This window comes from Halomonas sp. LC1 (assembly GCF_030247125.1).
Classification (GTDB): domain Bacteria; phylum Pseudomonadota; class Gammaproteobacteria; order Pseudomonadales; family Halomonadaceae; genus Vreelandella.
This window is the reverse complement of sequence record NZ_JASSPG010000006.1, coordinates 273,897-289,409: the sequence shown is the minus strand read 5'-3', so window position 1 is coordinate 289,409 and position 15,513 is coordinate 273,897. Positions and strand designations below refer to the sequence as shown.

Annotated in this window: 13 protein-coding genes; 7 read left to right on the top strand and 6 right to left on the bottom strand. The window is 58.0% G+C overall.

The genetic code is table 11. From position 1 onward, the window contains the following. Positions 1 to 21: 21 nt before the first annotated feature. The 4 genes from QIT27_RS11900 to lhgD form a co-directional block, all read right to left on the bottom strand. Positions 22 to 2,034, bottom strand: a complete 2,013-nt coding sequence (locus QIT27_RS11900) for a TRAP transporter permease (RefSeq protein ID WP_285263939.1) — start codon at positions 2,032 to 2,034, stop codon at positions 22 to 24. 102 nt (positions 2,035 to 2,136) lie between these two features. Then, positions 2,137 to 2,631 carry a DUF1850 domain-containing protein gene (locus tag QIT27_RS11895; RefSeq protein WP_159341232.1) on the bottom strand — a complete coding sequence of 165 codons (495 nt, stop codon included), beginning with the start codon at positions 2,629 to 2,631 and terminating at the stop codon, positions 2,137 to 2,139. 18 nt (positions 2,632 to 2,649) lie between these two features. Further along, positions 2,650 to 3,609, bottom strand: a complete 960-nt coding sequence (locus QIT27_RS11890; RefSeq protein ID WP_285263938.1) for a TAXI family TRAP transporter solute-binding subunit — start codon at positions 3,607 to 3,609, stop codon at positions 2,650 to 2,652. 155 nt (positions 3,610 to 3,764) lie between these two features. Beyond that, positions 3,765 to 4,958, bottom strand: coding sequence for an L-2-hydroxyglutarate dehydrogenase (lhgD, locus tag QIT27_RS11885; RefSeq protein WP_285263937.1), 1,194 nt, complete (start codon positions 4,956 to 4,958; stop codon positions 3,765 to 3,767). Positions 4,959 to 5,069: 111 nt separating this feature from the next. On the opposite strand from lhgD, the gene csiR reads away from it, so the two are divergent. The 6 genes from csiR (at position 5,070) to gabT (ending at position 11,602) form a co-directional block, all read left to right on the top strand. Next, positions 5,070 to 5,759 (top strand): DNA-binding transcriptional regulator CsiR, encoded by a 690-nt coding sequence (csiR, locus tag QIT27_RS11880; RefSeq protein ID WP_285263936.1) that lies wholly within the window; start codon positions 5,070 to 5,072, stop codon positions 5,757 to 5,759. A gap of 84 nt (positions 5,760 to 5,843) precedes the next feature. Further along, the gene (locus QIT27_RS11875) at positions 5,844 to 7,022 is read left to right on the top strand and encodes an acyl-CoA dehydrogenase (RefSeq protein ID WP_153842145.1); all 1,179 of its coding nucleotides are present in this window, start codon (positions 5,844 to 5,846) and stop codon (positions 7,020 to 7,022) included. Between the two features lie 53 nt (positions 7,023 to 7,075). Continuing rightward, positions 7,076 to 8,290, top strand: coding sequence for a CaiB/BaiF CoA transferase family protein (locus tag QIT27_RS11870; RefSeq protein WP_285263935.1), 1,215 nt, complete (start codon positions 7,076 to 7,078; stop codon positions 8,288 to 8,290). Positions 8,291 to 8,537: 247 nt separating this feature from the next. Next, positions 8,538 to 9,332 carry an EAL domain-containing protein gene (locus QIT27_RS11865; RefSeq protein WP_159341227.1) on the top strand — a complete coding sequence of 265 codons (795 nt, stop codon included), beginning with the start codon at positions 8,538 to 8,540 and terminating at the stop codon, positions 9,330 to 9,332. Then, entirely contained in the window at positions 9,333 to 10,271 is a 939-nt protein-coding gene (locus tag QIT27_RS11860) for a sensor domain-containing diguanylate cyclase (protein ID WP_159341226.1), read from the top strand. It abuts the gene before it with no gap. A 56-nt stretch (positions 10,272 to 10,327) separates the two neighbouring features. Then, the gene (gene gabT / locus QIT27_RS11855) at positions 10,328 to 11,602 is read left to right on the top strand and encodes a 4-aminobutyrate--2-oxoglutarate transaminase (protein WP_159341225.1); all 1,275 of its coding nucleotides are present in this window, start codon (positions 10,328 to 10,330) and stop codon (positions 11,600 to 11,602) included. A 65-nt stretch (positions 11,603 to 11,667) separates the two neighbouring features. On the opposite strand, the gene QIT27_RS11850 is transcribed toward gabT, so the two are convergent. Both QIT27_RS11850 and ccoG read right to left on the bottom strand, forming a co-directional pair. After that, positions 11,668 to 12,315 carry a putative class I SAM-dependent methyltransferase gene (locus QIT27_RS11850; protein WP_285263934.1) on the bottom strand — a complete coding sequence of 216 codons (648 nt, stop codon included), beginning with the start codon at positions 12,313 to 12,315 and terminating at the stop codon, positions 11,668 to 11,670. 48 nt (positions 12,316 to 12,363) lie between these two features. After that, positions 12,364 to 13,794 (bottom strand): cytochrome c oxidase accessory protein CcoG, encoded by a 1,431-nt coding sequence (ccoG, locus tag QIT27_RS11845; RefSeq protein ID WP_285263933.1) that lies wholly within the window; start codon positions 13,792 to 13,794, stop codon positions 12,364 to 12,366. A gap of 206 nt (positions 13,795 to 14,000) precedes the next feature. Here ccoG and mapR point away from each other — a divergent pair, with 206 nt between their 5' ends. Beyond that, positions 14,001 to 15,410, top strand: a complete 1,410-nt coding sequence (mapR, locus tag QIT27_RS11840) for a GntR family transcriptional regulator MpaR (RefSeq protein ID WP_285263932.1) — start codon at positions 14,001 to 14,003, stop codon at positions 15,408 to 15,410. The last annotated feature ends 103 nt before the right edge of the window (positions 15,411 to 15,513 follow it).

Genomic DNA, 15,513 nt, shown 5'->3' with positions numbered 1-15,513 from the left:
CTGCTTGTCTACTCGGCACACTCAACCGGCAACCGGTGGTGTCTCCCGCTTGCTCGCCTGCCAGTTGGCCGCGATGGCGACGATCATCACGGCGACCCCTGCTATTTCGGTCCAGAGACTCGGGTAGAACACACCGACGATCGCACCGCCAATGGCCAGGCGCGGCAGCCAAGACATGCGGGTGAACAAATACCCCTCTAGCGAAGCCGCAAACGCACAGAGCGCCAGCAGCGCGATGACCGCGTTCCAGACCACCACGAGCACCGGCCCGCCGATGATGATTTCCGGATTGAAGACCATGAACAGCGGAATCAAATAGAGCCCTTTGGCAAACTTCCACGCCTGGAAGCCCGTCTCCATGGGTTTACTGCCCGCAATGGCCGCCCCGGCAAACCCCGCGAGCGCAATGGGCGGCGTGACGTTGGAGTCCTGGGAGTACCAGAACACCACCAGGTGCGCGATCAACAGCGGCACGCCGAACTCCGAGGTAAGCGCCGGTCCGACGAGAACGATCAGCACGATATAGCTCGCGGTCACCGGCAGGCCCATGCCTAGAATCAAACTCGCAATCAGCACTAGCAGCAGCGCGAGTACCAGATTACCGCCGGAGAACGCCAGCATCATGGAGGAGAACTTCAGCCCCAGCCCGGTCAAACCGACCACGCCGACGATGATACCCGCCACCGCACAGGCCATGGAAACCGCGACGGCATTGCGCGCGCCCAGCTCCAACCCCTGTACCAGCTTCACCAGGCCTGCCCATACGACCGCTTTGGTGCGTTCGACCGTGACCGGCTCGCCCTGTTTGGGTGCCACGAAGAAGTACCACAGCGCGTAGCGCAAAACGGCCACCGCCACCATGGTGACGACTGCGTAGTAGCCCACCCGCATGGGTGACATGCTCATGGCCAGCAGCCACACCAGTACCGCCAGCGGAAGCAGGAAGTGCCAGCCATCCTTCATAACCTGACGCATTTGCGGCAACTCGCTCTTGGCCATGCCCTGCATGCCCTGCTTCAAGGCGATGATATGCACGAAGAGATAGACCGTCGCGAAGTACATGATCGCCGGGAGGATACTGATTTTGACAATTTCCAGGTACGGCGTGTTGGTATATTCCGCGATTAAAAACGCGCCAGCACCCATCAGCGGCGGCATGATTTGCCCGCCGGTAGAGGCCGCCGCTTCGATACCCCCCGCCTGTTTGGGCTGGTAACCCAGCTTCTTCATCAGGGGAATGGTAAACGCGCCGGTGGTCACCACGTTGGCAATGGCGCTCCCCGAAATGGAGCCCATGCCCGCCGAGGCCAGCACGGCGGCTTTCGCCGGGCCGCCGCGCTGACGCCCGGTGGCGGCATAGGCCATATCGATAAAGAATTTACCGGCACCGGTGCTTTCCAGAAAGGCGCCGAAGAGCACGAAAATAAAGATATAGGTGGCCGCCACTCCCAGCGGCAGGCCGAAAATGCCCTCTTGGCCAAGGTAAAGCTGGCCCGCTACGCGGTCGAGGCTATACCCACGATGTTCCATGATGCCGGGCATCCACTCGCCCAGCCAAGGCAGCTCCCCCCGGGGGCCAGCAAAGGCGTAGATAATGGCCAACAGGCCAATCACCGTCATACCAAAGCCCACCGCGCGGCGGCTGGCTTCCAGCACGGTGACCGTGGCAATACACGCGACCAAGATATCGGTCTGGTTCCAGAACCCGGCGCGACTGAAGATGGCATCGAGGTTGAGTACCAGGTAGCCGCCGGTGATCAGCGCCCCGGCAAAGAAGACGAGGTCGATGCCCCAGCCCAGAATGCCGCGCTTTCGGTTAGGCCCGAAGGCCGGAAACATCAAAAATGCCAGCAGCATGATCAGCGCCAGGTGAATACTGCGCTGATAGAACAGGCCCAGCGGCTGAATCCCCGCCGAGTAGAGTTGGAAGAGCGAGAGTCCCACCGCCACGATGGTGATACACCATAAAACGAAGCGGGGTTGAATCGCATTGCCGCCCGGCATCACAGTCGGCGGTGGCGTGGATTCGTTCATGAAGTCCTCGGATGCGTTAGCTAACTTAGGGGGTTAACACCCACTTAATTTTTATGAAACGTGACATCGATAAGCGCACATAGCTGGCAAGCGACGCAGGAGTTAGGGCGATGACAAAGCAATCGTGACGCGCTGACCGGCGGCCCGCTCGCTCAAGCTCACGGTGGGATGCTCGCCATCTGGCCACATGACACGGTGGTTGACGGCCTCGGAGCCTACCCGCAGCACGTAGCGGTTGTTCGCCACCGGTTCGTTGATCGCGTTGATCCAGTAACCGCCCTCACCGTCGGATACCTGCTCACCACGCCCAAAGATATGTCCAAGCCCTGCGGCAAAATCCGGTTGATGGCTGCGCTCGAGCAGCAGCGTACCGGCCGCGTTGCGGTAGCAGTCCAACACCGTGAAGTGTTCGACAGAGTGCTGCCACTGGATGCACCAGCGGCTGCCCTCTGGCGCGGCTGCATCCACTAGCGTGTCGCCCTGCTCGGTCACCACCGTCAAGCGCTTAGACGCAGTCGCCGAAGCGAGGGAGGCCCCCGCTTCGGCGAACAAACCACCCACCAGTAAGAGCGCCATCAGTCGTCGTTGCCACTGCATGGCACGGCTCCTAATGGATTAAGGGCGCAGACGGTCCGGGATCTCGGCGCCGACTTCTTCGAAGTAGCGAATCGCACCCGGGTGCAGCGGCACCGGTGTTGAGTTCATGGTGAACTCGATGGTGGTGTCGTTAGCCGCCGGGTGAACGGCAATCAGCTCATCGGTGTTTTCAAACAGAAGCTGGGTCAGTTGGTAGGCCAACTCTTCATCCATGTCAGAGTTGACGACCAGCACGTTGGGAATACCGATGGTCTGCACCGCTTCGTACATGCCGTCGTACATACCGGCGGCCAGCTCGTAAGGGGCGAAGACGGCTTCGGCTTCTTGTGCGTTGGCGATCTCTTCATCCGACAGGCCAATGAGGCGTATATCGCGTGTCGCGGCAAGGTTGAGGATAGAACTGGTGGGCGGTCCAACGCTCCAGAAACCGGCGTCGATGTCGCCATCACGGATCGCATCGGCGGTTTCGTTGAAGTTCAAACGCTGGGGGGTAAAGTCTTCGTAGCTCACGCCATTGGCTTCCAGCAGGGCACGGGCGTTCAGCTCGGTACCGCTACCCGGTGCGCCGACCGACACGCGCTTTCCAGCCAGATCCGCGATGCTTTCGATGTCAGACTCTGCCAAGGTGACGAGCTGCACGGCATTCGGGTATACCGACGCCAGCGCACGGGTGTTCTCGATCTGGCGGCCTTCGAAATCGCCGGTACCGGTGTAGGCTTGGTAGACCGTATCGGCCAGCGCCAACGCCATGTCGGCATCGCCACGCATGATCAGGCCCATGTTTTCCACGGAGGCACCGGTCACTTCGGCCGTGGCCTGGGCACCGTCGATGTGGTTGTTGATCATTTCGGCAAAGCCGCCGCCGATGGGGTAGTACACGCCGCCGGTACCACCGGTGGCAATCGAGAGTTGCTGTGCGCTAGCGGGCAGCGCCACGGCTAGCATGGATGCGGCTACGGTATATTTTAGAGTTCGCATGAGCGTTTCCTCCGTCCTGCTTGGACTTATAGGTATGGTTGACGTAAAGGAGGTGTGAAGCCCCAGCCCCGACTCGCCGTTACGGCTGCCCGGGGCGGTGCCAAGAAGTTAGCACGGCTAGTGCGTGGGATGCTAATACAGGCCACACGCTCAGCTTAGTTCACCAGGGTGTTGACCTGCTCCACGATATGAGCACCAATCGGCAGTGCCGAGGTCGCCGCCGGCGACGGGGCGTTGCCCACGTTCACCGTACGTTTTGTATTCACAAACAGAAAATCGTCCACCAGCTTGCCGTCGTTGGAGACCGCCTGAGCGCGCACCCCAGCTGGGTAAGGCGTTAGGTCGTCAAGCGTTAAGCTAGGGCAATACTTGCGCACCAGTTCCAGATAGCCGCGCTTATAGAGCGAGTTTTTCATTTCGAACAGCCCTGGTTTCAAGTGCTTACCCAGCACCTTCAAAATACCGGGATGGGTGAACATCTGTCCCATATCGCTTAGCGACATATCCTGCTTACGGTAACCCTCGCGCTTCAGCGCTAGCACCGCGTTGGGGCCTACGGTCACCGTGCCATCGATCATCCGCGTCAAGTGAACGCCCAAGAACGGCATAGCGGGGTCAGGAATCGGGTAAATCAGGTGGTTCACGATCTGGTTGTGGTGCTCGGGTAGCAGATAATACTCCCCACGAAACGGGCAGATCGTAAAGCCAGGGTCTTTGCCCAGCATGCGAATGACTCGATCCGCCATCAGGCCAGAACAGGTGACGAGATAGCGCCCCGTGAAGGTGTCTTGTTGGGTGGTCACCACCACCTCATCGGTGCGCTCTTCAAGGCCAGTCACGCAGTGATCAAAGCGGATCTCACCACCCAAGCGTTCGAATTCCGCCGCCATGGCACGGGCGACCTCGGCGTAGTTCACGATGCCGCTGGAGGGCACGAAAATGCCCGCCACGCCGGTGATATTGGGCTCGCGCTCTTTGAGCGCATCGGCTTCCAGCCACTCACGCTCCAGCCCGTTGGCGGCGGTGCGCTCCCACAATGCTTTCATGCGCTGCTTTTCAAGGTCATTGGTGGCTACCAGCAGTTTGCCGCAGATGTCGTAGCGCACATCGTGCTGGTCGCAAAACTCACGCGTGGCGCGGTTGCCCTCCAGGCAAAACTTCGCTTTCAGGCTGCCCGGCGTGTAGTACACCCCCGCATGAATTACCCCGCTATTGTGGCCGGTTTGGTGTTGGGCCGCCCCCGACTCTTTCTCGACCACCAGCAGGCGCTTATCCGGGTAGGCCTGTTGCAGCTGCATGGCGGTGGAGAAGCCTAAAATACCGCCACCGACAATGATGAAATCCCACATGAATGTCGTTACCTGTGCCAAATTTTCAAAATTTATTGATAATAGCCGTTAATTCACGTTGATCGCCACGCCCCTACATTGGTCTAACGAACCTTGGTCTAAGGAGTTCTTATGGAGCACGATGCGCCGCGCCAAAACCTCGCGATTAGCGCCTACCAAGCGCTTAAGCACGACATTATTCGCGGCCGCTACGCGCCTGAAGAGAAGCTCTTAATGAGCCGCTTAAAAGCGTATTACGGAGTGAGCACGGGGCCGCTGCGCGAAGCGCTTTCCCAACTAGTGGCCGACCATTTAGTGATCGCCATTAGCCAGCGCGGCTATCGAGTGGCGGCGATGTCGCTGGCCGAGCTGAACGATATCTACGATGCCCGCGCCCAGTTAGAAGGGCTGATTTTGCGCTTGGCGATCGAGCGCGGCGATGACGACTGGGAAGCTAACGTGCTGGCTACTGCCCACCGGTTGGCCAAGGTGACCGAGGTCAGTTCCCCCGATGAGCTACTGGACGGCTGGGATTTACGCCACAAAGCATTCCACACCGCCATCGCCAGCGGCTGTAACTCGCCGCACCTGCTGCAAATGCGCGATACCCTCTTCGATCAGGTAGAGCGTTACCGCCACTTATGGCTGCAAGAGACCGTGATGTCGCCCCAAGCCCTTGACACCAAACGCCAGGAGCATGCCGCTCTGGTCGACTTGATTTTGGCGCGCAACGCCGAGCAAGCCGCCAGCCTGATGCGTGACCACCTCATGACGCCGGTGCCGATCATTACCCGGGTGCTCCAAGCGCGGGGCATTAATTAAATTCTGCGTTTTAAAAAAATGTAGAAATTTTTAAATAACGGCGATACATTGAACGCAACAAGATCACTATTCGGAGTTCACGCCATGACACGCTTCAACTGGGACGACCCGCTACTGCTGGAAAGCCAGCTCACCGACGAAGAGCGCCAGATCCGCGATGCGGCTCACGACTATTGCCAGGAAAATCTACAGCCACGCGTGCTCAGCGCCTTCCGTGAAGAGCGTTTTGATCGTCAGATCATGAACGAGATGGGCGAGCTGGGCCTCTTGGGCGCGACAGTTTCCCCGGAGTACGGCGGTGCAGGCGTGAACCACGTGGCTTACGGCCTGATTGCCCGCGAAGTAGAGCGTGTCGATTCCGGCTACCGTTCTGCCATGAGCGTGCAATCGTCGCTGGTGATGTACCCCATTGAAGCCTACGGCTCTGAAGAGCAGAAGCATAAGTACCTGCCCAAGCTTGCCAGCGGCGAGATGGTCGGCTGCTTTGGCCTGACCGAACCCGACCACGGCTCCGACCCGGGCTCCATGATCACCCGCGCGGAAAAGGTCGATGGCGGCTACCGCCTGACCGGCGCGAAAATGTGGATCACCAACAGCCCGATTGCCGATATTGCCGTGGTATGGGCGAAATCTGCCGCCCACGACAACCAGATTAAAGGCTTTATTGTTGAGCGCGGCACCGAAGGCTTCTCCACGCCCAAAATCGAAGGCAAAGTATCGCTGCGTGCCTCGATCACCGGCGAGATCGTGCTGGACAACGCCTTCGTTCCCGAAGAGAACCTGCTGCCCAACGTTAGCGGCCTGAAAGGCCCCTTCGGCTGCTTGAACAAAGCGCGCTACGGTATTGCCTGGGGCGTGATGGGCACCGCTGAATTCTGCTGGCACGCCGCCCGCCAATACACTCTGGACCGCAAGCAGTTTGGCCGCCCGCTCGCCGCCAACCAGCTCATCCAGAAGAAGCTGGCCGATATGCAGACGGAGATCACCCTGGGGCTGCAAGCCGCCCTGCAGGTGGGTCGCCTGATGGACAGCGGCAACTGGGCACCGGAAATGATCTCACTGATCAAGCGCAACAACTGCGGTAAAGCGCTGGATATTGCCCGTGTGGCCCGCGACATGCACGGCGGTAACGGCGTGTCGGACGAGTATGGTGTGATTCGCCACATGGTGAACCTGGAGTCGGTGAATACCTACGAAGGCACTCACGATGTGCACGCCCTGATTCTGGGCCGCGCGCAAACCGGCATTCAGTCCTTCTTCTAATCCATACCGACTAACGCATATTAACGAATCGATCACCACTCACGAGGCGCCCAATGAGCACAGCCGCGAAGCCCCTGGCAGGCATTAAAGTCCTCGATATCTCTCGGGTACTGGCAGGCCCCTGGTGCGGGCAGATGCTGGCCGACATGGGGGCCGAGGTGATCAAAATCGAGCGCCCCCAAAGCGGCGATGACACGCGCCATTGGGGGCCTCCGTGGCTCTCTGGCAGCGCTGAATCCGCGTACTATCTGTGCGCCAATCGCGGTAAGCGCTCGGTGACGGTGGATATGGCCAAGCCCGAAGGCCAGGCGCTGATCAAACAGCTCGCCGCTCAGTCGGATGTGGTGCTGGAGAACTTCAAAGTCGGCGGGCTAAAGAAGTACGGCTTGGATTACGCCAGTTTAAAGGCGCTCAACCCCGGCATTATCTACTGCTCGATCACCGGCTTTGGCCAGGAAAGCCCCTACGCCCACCGGGCGGGGTATGACTTCATGATTCAAGCCATGGGCGGCATCATGAGCCTGACCGGCAAGCCAGATAGTGAGCCCGGTGGCGGCCCGGTCAAAAGCGGCGTGGCCTTTACCGATATCTTTACCGGCCTATATGCCGCCAACGCAGTGCTGGCCGCGCTCTACCAGCGCCGCGACACCGGCGAAGGCTGCCACATTGATTTGGCCCTGATGGATGTTCAGGTAGGCGTGCTGGCGAACCAGGCGCTGAACTATCTGACTTCCGGTCAGGTGCCTCAGCGGTTGGGCAACGCGCATCCCAATATCGTGCCCTACCAGGCGTTTGCCACGGCGGATGGCCATATGATTGTGGCGGTGGGCAACGACGAGCAGTTCAAGCGCTTCTGCCTAGTGATCGATCAACCGCAGCTAGCGCAAGATGAACGCTTTGCCACCAACGGTAGCCGTGTGCAGCATCGCGAGACGCTGGTGCCAATGTTAGAACTCGCTTTAGCATCGCAGCCTACGGATACGTGGCTCTCAGCATTTGAAGCGGTGGGCGTGCCCTGCGGGCCGATTAATACCCTAGATCGCGTCTTCGACGACCCCCACGTGAAAGCCCGAGGCATAAAGCAAACGCTGCCCCATCGTCAGGCGGGAGAAGTGCACTTGGTGGCGAACCCGATTCGTATCAACGGCGAATCGATCAGCGCCAGTACCGCACCGCCAACCCTGGGCGAACACACGGACAGCGTACTGGATGCCATCGGCATTACCGATGAACAGCGCCTGGCGCTGCGTCAAGCAGGCATCATTTAGGCCGCTTAAGGCATCACGCCGCTCTCCAAACGCCCTGCGGGGCGTTTTTCATTGGGGAATCCGCCCCAGCCCTGCCCATAGTTCTCTATACAAAACCTATACAGAAAGAGCATGAGCGGCTAGACTGCGACTACGGCTTATTTCACTATTTGTTTAGAAAACACTCACATACTCAGGCTTTTGACGACATCAGTGCGCGGTATTTATGCCACGCAAGCGAGCGCGAGCGAACACTTCAGGAGACGTTATGGGCAACTGCGCACGGGTGAACGGCACGTGTAAACGCTGTGAAGGGGAACTGCCTTTTGATTTCACGATGGCGTTCCAACCCATCGTCGATGTTCGGCTGGCCCGCGTGGTCACCCATGAAGCCTTGGTGCGGGGGATCAATGGCGAGTCTGCCTGGAGCGTCATTTCTCAAGTCACCGATGAGCTGCTCTACCGCTTCGATCAAGCTTGCCGCGTCAAAGCCATCGAGCTCGCCAGTGAGCTGGGTATGACCACGGATCTCTCCATCAACTTTCTGCCCAACGCGGTTTACGAGCCAGAAGCGTGCATTCAGGCCACGCTGGAAGTCTCCCAGCGGGTAGGCTGGCCGATGGACAAGCTGATTTTCGAGATTACCGAAACCGAGCGAGTGCGCGACCGTCAGCACCTGTGCAATATCATCGACGCTTACCGCACCATGGGGTTTAAAACGGCTCTCGACGACTTCGGTAACGGCTATGCCAACCTGGACCTGCTCACCGACCTCGCCCCGGACAAGCTGAAAATCGACCGCGAGCTGGTCATGCAGTGCGACCATGATCCCCGTCGCCAGGCACTGCTCAATGCCATTATTTTGCTCGCCGCCGAACTCGACATGACGCTAATTGCCGAAGGGGTAGAGACCCGCGCTGAAGCCCTATGGCTCGCCCGGGCGGGCATTACTCGCCAGCAGGGCTTTTACTACGCCAAACCCGCCATTGGCAAACTGGGCACCGAATTGACACCACTGCTTGAAGCGTTGCGGTCAGAGGCCCAGCTAAGCACGGAGAGCTGAATGACAAGCATGAGCACGGACCATCTCTACCAGTTGGTCAACCGTTCCAAACGCAATACGGAGAACGTGATCAAGACCGCACCACTGGGCATCTGCATTACCGACCCTCACGGGAATTTCGAGATGGTCAATCCGGCCTACTGCCAGTTCTACGGCTATCGGGAAGAGGAGCTGATCGGCCAGCACTTCACGCTCGTGGTGCCCGAAGCGTACCGCTCACACATGCGCCAGCTACACGATGACTTCATTCAAGGCGATGAAACCCATGAGCTTCGCCAAGAGTGGGAAGTGCGCTGTAAAAACGGCGAAACCCGCACCATCATCGCCGAAGCTGCCCGCATCGAGGGCGACGACGGTGCTTCTCGCAAGGTTACCTTCATCGTCGATATCACCCAGCGTAAGCAGCTCGAAGAGCGCTTGAAACAAGCCAACGAGCGCCTGGAATATTTGGCCCACCACGACGAACTCACCGGGCTGCTCAACCGTCGCCAAGGGCTCGCCAAGCTGGACGAAGCCCTAGAGCGCTGCCGCCGCTACGGCAATCAGCTCAGTATCGTGCTGTTCGATTTGGATGACTTCAAGAACATCAACGATACCTACGGCCACAGCACCGGCGACAGCGTGCTCCAAGAGCTGACCCGGGTCGTCAATCAACAGCTGCGGGAAACCGACTTCCAGGTCCGCCTGGGAGGCGAAGAGTTTTTGATCATCATGCCGGAGGTCGATGCGGATTCGGCGCATATTGCCATGGAGCGCATCCGCCAAAAGGTCGAGCAAACGCCTTACACCGAACATGAGCTGACCGTGACCCTATCGGCGGGCATCGCATGTTACATTGAAGCGTCGAGTACTCGAATGCTTGATCGCGCGGATAAAGCGATGTACCAGGCGAAACAAGCAGGGCGCAACCGGATTGTCATCGCATCGTCATCAGTGTGATCAACGCTATTGCGCACTATGCTAAAGCAACACCCTATCCTTAAAGGAGCTGAGTCATGAGCAATGCCGAGCTAAACGAACTAAAGCAGAAATACGTCGCTGCGGGCGCTGCAAGCCCCGCTACCGCCTTTGCGGATCGCGCCGAAAACGCTGAGATCTGGGACGCCGACGGCAACCGCTTTATCGACTTCGCTGGCGGCATCGGCGTCTTGAACGTAGGGCATCGTCACCCGAAAGTCGTGGCAGCCGTGAAAGCCCAGTTGGATAAGGTGATGCACACCTGCCAAACGGTCATGCCCTATGAAGGCTACGTCAAAGTGGCCGAGAAGCTGAGCCACATCGTCCCTGTACGTGGTCACGCCAAAGTCATGCTGGCGAACTCCGGTGCTGAAGCGCTGGAAAATGCGGTGAAGATCGCCCGCGCCGCTACCGGTCGCTCTAATGTCATCTGTTTCGATGGCGGCTACCACGGCCGTACTTTCTACACCATGGCGATGAACGGCAAGGTTGCCCCTTACCAAACCGATTTCGGCCCAATGCCGGGCACCGTCTTCCGTGCGCCCTACCCCGTGCCTTACCACGGCGTCAGCGAAGACGAAGCGATTCGCGGCCTGAAAATGGCGCTGAAAACCGACGCGAACCCGAAAGACACCGCTGCGATCATTCTTGAGCCGGTGCTGGGTGAAGGCGGTTTTTATCCCGCGCCGAAGAGCTTCCTCGAAAAGATCCGTGAGATTTGCGATGAACACGGCATGCTGATGATCATCGACGAAGTGCAGTCGGGCTTTGGCCGTACCGGCAAGATGTTCGCCATCGAGCACAGCGGCGTGGAACCGGACATGATGACCATGGCCAAGAGTATGGCCGACGGCATGCCGATCTCTGCCGTCGTCGGCACCGACACCATCATGGACGCCTCTGGCCCGAACTCCCTAGGCGGCACCTACACCGGCAGCCCCACCGCCTGTGCGGCGGCGCTGGCGGTAATGGACGTCTTCGAAGAGGAGAACATCCTCGAGAAGAGCCAGGCACTTGGCGAAAAACTGGCCGCGCGCTTCAACGAGTGGCAGGGCAAGTTTGATTGCATCGACCACGTGCGCAACATGGGCGCGATGGCGGCGTTTGAGCTGGTCAACAACAAAACCGACCGCACGCCGAACCCGGAACTGGCGGCAGCCCTGTGCAAGAAAGCCCGCGAAGAGGGCCTGATCCTGCTGTCCTGCGGTATGTACGGCAACACCATTCGCTTTTTGATGCCGGTCACCATCGAAGACGACGTGCTGAACGAAGGCCTGGATATCATCGAATCCTGCCTGGAATCGCTGATCTAAGCGCTCTGCACCACCCACAACGCCGCCCACTGGGCGGCGTTGTCGTTTTTATGCATCTTATGTCGTTAGCGGAATAGGGGCGCCCGCTGATTCAACTCTCTTACCTGATAAAGATCATGAAGATAGGCATCCAGCTTGAAGATCAGGACATTCAAGACCACCACGCCCCATATCGCCGATAGGATCATCGCCGGCTGATTGACCCACGCGAACGCCGATACGTCGACTGAGTAGTGAATGGTATACACGCTCATCGCCGCCAGTAGCTGAACCAACCCACAGTTCGCGATCACCGCCAGGATGAACGCACTCCTGACGTTGATAGACGGCAAGCGCGTCTTAAGCAGCCGCAGATGGCGAATGCGAATACCGCCCTCTCCTGCTTGATGCGACGGGTTACGAGTGAGTTTTCTCTGATGTCGCAGAAGCGGCAGCCCATAGGCCTCTCGCCCCTCCTGAGAAAACGCAATGCGTAGGGCGTCTATGTTAAATCCACGCCCAAAGATGCGCGTTGCTGCCTCTTCAAAGCGTGACGCATCGGCCTCATCCGACGACGTTTGCTTAGCGGCCGTGAGCGTATCCAACTGCCTACTTTTATGACCCGAAAGCTTCACATCGTTAGGCGTATTGATATTGAAGTGCATTTGGTAAATCTGGTACCAAGCGGCTGTTACACCCACGAATATCATCAAAAAAATCAGCACAGTTAGCATTTATCTATCCTCATTCCTACTTATCCTCACATCTACTTATTCTCACTCTTACTGACGGGTCGATCCCAAAAACCGCGTTTCAATGTTAGAGGAGATTGAAGGCTCATCTAACGCAACAATGTACAGCAACACCGGGTGGCTCGGCTGGGTCAGCGCTGACGCGTCAACATTGAGCGCCACGCGTAACTGCCTCGTTTCATTAGCGGCCAAGACGAATGTGTCAGCCCCTTGTAAACGCAGGCCGGGCAAACCGGTGGCGGATAGCGCGTATTGGTGTTCCTTCGTATCTTGATTGCGCAGCGTCACGGTGTAGTAGTTGATAATGCGCCCCTCGGCCGTGCTTTCAAACAGCGCCTGACGATCTCGGGCAATGTCTACATCAATAGGCACTCGGGCATTCAAAAAACTGATCAACAAAACCACCATAGAAAGCAGCGCCACCGTATAGGCCAACAGCTGAGGACGCCAAAACCGCGTAGGTTTGCCCTCTAGCGCGCGCTCGGTAGTGTAGCGAATCAGGCCCAGCGGCTTATCGATACGCGCCATCACGCTATCGCAGGCATCGATACACGCCGCGCAGCCAATACACTCATACTGCAGGCCATCACGAATATCGATCCCCGTGGGGCACACCTGAACGCACAGTTCGCAATCAATACAGTCCCCAGCAGCCGCTTCCGCAACCTCTTTGCGATGGCCACGACGGGGCTCACCACGGGCGGGATCGTAAGAAACCATCAGCGTATGGCTATCAAACATGGCCGACTGAAAGCGTGCATAGGGGCACATGTGCAGACACACCTGATGGCGCAACCAGCCAGCGTTCAGGTAGGTAAACAGAGTAAAAAAACCGATCCAAAAAAGCGCCCAAGGGTGCGCCTCTAGGCTGAATAGATCCCTCACGAGCCCACCCACCGGCGTAAAATAGCCCACGAAGGTGACGCCCGTTACCCACGCAATCAGTAGCCAAGCGGTATGTTTAGCGCCTTTTCGCCATAACGACCCCAGCGTGTTAGATGCGTTGTCGCGACGTATCCGACGGTGCCTTGGCCCCTCCAGGCGGTGCTCGAACCAAATAAACAAAAACGTCCATACACTTTGCGGACAGCTATAGCCACACCACACTCGCCCCGCCACCACCGTGATCAAAAACAGACCAAACGCGCACAGCACCAAAATCCAGGTCAGTAGAATAAAGTCTTGGGGATAAAACGTCGCTGCGAAGAGATGAAACTTCTGGGCAGAGAGGTCAAACCACACCATGGGGCGGTCTCCCCACTGAAGCCATGGCAAGCCCACATAAAGCGCTATTAGCAGCCAGTTGGAATAACGCCTTATGCGCTGAAAAAAGCCCTGTATTTCTCGCACATAGATATGCCCAGACGTGGATGGCGAGCGATTAGTAGATTGAGCCTGAGGCGAATGGTGTTCAACGGCTGCATCGGTGGTTAGGTCTTGCAGAGGAATGCGTTGCGTCATACCGATATCCAGAAAAGAGGGAGTGGCGATCTATACGGTCGAGGGGCGTCACCGAATGAGCCGCTACTATGCTCTCCCAGCCAACCACTAAAACAGATGCAGTTTTAGAGAAAAAAGCCGTATCAGTTTTGATATGCTTTTGATTGAGAGTATCGATTCTGTTGATCCCACTAAGCACCCGCGCCAAGCACCTGCAGGTTTATGCCATGAAACGCTATGAACAGTTTGCCGATGAGATAGCAACGCTGATTCGCCAAGGCGTACTGGGCCCAGGCGAGCGCATTCCGTCAGTGCGCCAAGCGAGCCGCCATCACGGCATTAGCCCCTCGACGGTGTTTCAGGCGTACTACTTACTGGAAAACCAGGGGCTTATCAGTGCACGAGCGCGCTCGGGCTACTTTGTTCGTGAACATGCGCGGCGATTGACCAACGAACCCCGCGTCACGCTACAACCCACCGACCCAGCGGAAGTGAAGGTCAGCGAGCTGGTGTTTTCGGTGCTGGACTCACTGCAGGATGATCAAACGGTGCCTTTTGGCTCGGCTTTCCCGAGCCCTGAGCTGTTTCCACTCTCTCGCTTGAGTATCAGTATGACGCGAGGGTTGCGGGCGCTTTCGCCCCAACAGGTGGTAGCCGATATGACCACCGGGCATACCGACCTGTGCCGGCAGATTGCTCTGCGCTACATGCTGGGCGGTATTCAGCTGCCGATGGACGAACTGGTGATTACCAATGGCGCAATGGAGGCGCTTAATCTAGCCCTACAGTGCGTGACCCAGCCGGGGGACCTGGTCGCGGTTGAGTCGCCTGCTTTTTATGCCAGCCTGCAGGTGTTGGAACGGCTCAAACTGCGCGCGGTGGAAATTCCGGTTCACCCTCGGGAAGGGATTGACCTAGACGTGCTGGCAGAGCGACTAGCGACGCTGCCCATCAAAGCCTGCTGGTTTATGAGCCACCTGCAGAACCCCATCGGCGCCAGCCTAAGCAACGAGCGCAAACAGGTGCTTTACCAGTTATTAAAGCAGCACCAAGTGCCCATGCTAGAGGATGACGTGTATGCCGAGCTCTATTTTGGCAGCACGCCGCCCGCTCCCGTTAAGGCCTTTGATGATGAGGGCTTGGTGATTCACTGCAGCTCTTTCTCGAAGTGCTTGGCACCCGGCTATCGGGTGGGCTGGGTAGCGGGCGGCCGTTATGCCCAGGAGATCTCGCGGCTAAAACTAATGACCACCATTTCCCCCTCTATCCCCGCCCAGGCCGCCATTGCTGACTACTTACAACACGGTGGCTACGACCGCCATTTGCGCAAGCTTCGCCATGCCTTAGAAGCCCAACAAACCAGTATGCTGGCGGCGGCAGATCGCTACTTCCCAGCGCATACGCGCATCACCCGACCTGCAGGCGGCTATTTCCTTTGGGTGGAGTTTCCCGATCACGTGGATTCGCTGCAGCTGTTTCGCACAGCGCTCGACCATGGCGTTAGCCTCGCGCCAGGCCCCATTTTCTCCGCGACCCAACAGTTTCGCCACTGCATTCGCTTGAGCTATGGCCACCCCTGGACCCAGCGCAGCGAACGGGGGATGGAAACGCTAGGTAAGTTGTTGAGCCAGATCTAAACCCAGTGGACACATTCCCAACGTAAACAAACGATGGCCCTAGATCATTGATACCGCTCTATTGAAACCATTAAAAGATATGTTATAACATAATCAAATACCG

Excerpts from the sequence above, each read along its gene's own strand:
- QIT27_RS11900 (WP_285263939.1), bottom strand. The coding sequence starts at position 2,034 with ATGAACGAATCCACGCCACCGCCGACTGTGATGCCGGGCGGCAATGCG.
- QIT27_RS11895 (WP_159341232.1), bottom strand. The coding sequence starts at position 2,631 with ATGCAGTGGCAACGACGACTGATGGCGCTCTTACTGGTGGGTGGTTTG.
- QIT27_RS11890 (WP_285263938.1), bottom strand. The coding sequence starts at position 3,609 with ATGCGAACTCTAAAATATACCGTAGCCGCATCCATGCTAGCCGTGGCG.
- lhgD (WP_285263937.1), bottom strand. The coding sequence starts at position 4,958 with ATGTGGGATTTCATCATTGTCGGTGGCGGTATTTTAGGCTTCTCCACC.
- csiR (WP_285263936.1), top strand. The coding sequence starts at position 5,070 with ATGGAGCACGATGCGCCGCGCCAAAACCTCGCGATTAGCGCCTACCAA.
- QIT27_RS11875 (WP_153842145.1), top strand. The coding sequence starts at position 5,844 with ATGACACGCTTCAACTGGGACGACCCGCTACTGCTGGAAAGCCAGCTC.
- QIT27_RS11870 (WP_285263935.1), top strand. The coding sequence starts at position 7,076 with ATGAGCACAGCCGCGAAGCCCCTGGCAGGCATTAAAGTCCTCGATATC.
- QIT27_RS11865 (WP_159341227.1), top strand. The coding sequence starts at position 8,538 with ATGGGCAACTGCGCACGGGTGAACGGCACGTGTAAACGCTGTGAAGGG.
- QIT27_RS11860 (WP_159341226.1), top strand. The coding sequence starts at position 9,333 with ATGACAAGCATGAGCACGGACCATCTCTACCAGTTGGTCAACCGTTCC.
- gabT (WP_159341225.1), top strand. The coding sequence starts at position 10,328 with ATGAGCAATGCCGAGCTAAACGAACTAAAGCAGAAATACGTCGCTGCG.
- QIT27_RS11850 (WP_285263934.1), bottom strand. The coding sequence starts at position 12,315 with ATGCTAACTGTGCTGATTTTTTTGATGATATTCGTGGGTGTAACAGCC.
- ccoG (WP_285263933.1), bottom strand. The coding sequence starts at position 13,794 with ATGACGCAACGCATTCCTCTGCAAGACCTAACCACCGATGCAGCCGTT.
- mapR (WP_285263932.1), top strand. The coding sequence starts at position 14,001 with ATGAAACGCTATGAACAGTTTGCCGATGAGATAGCAACGCTGATTCGC.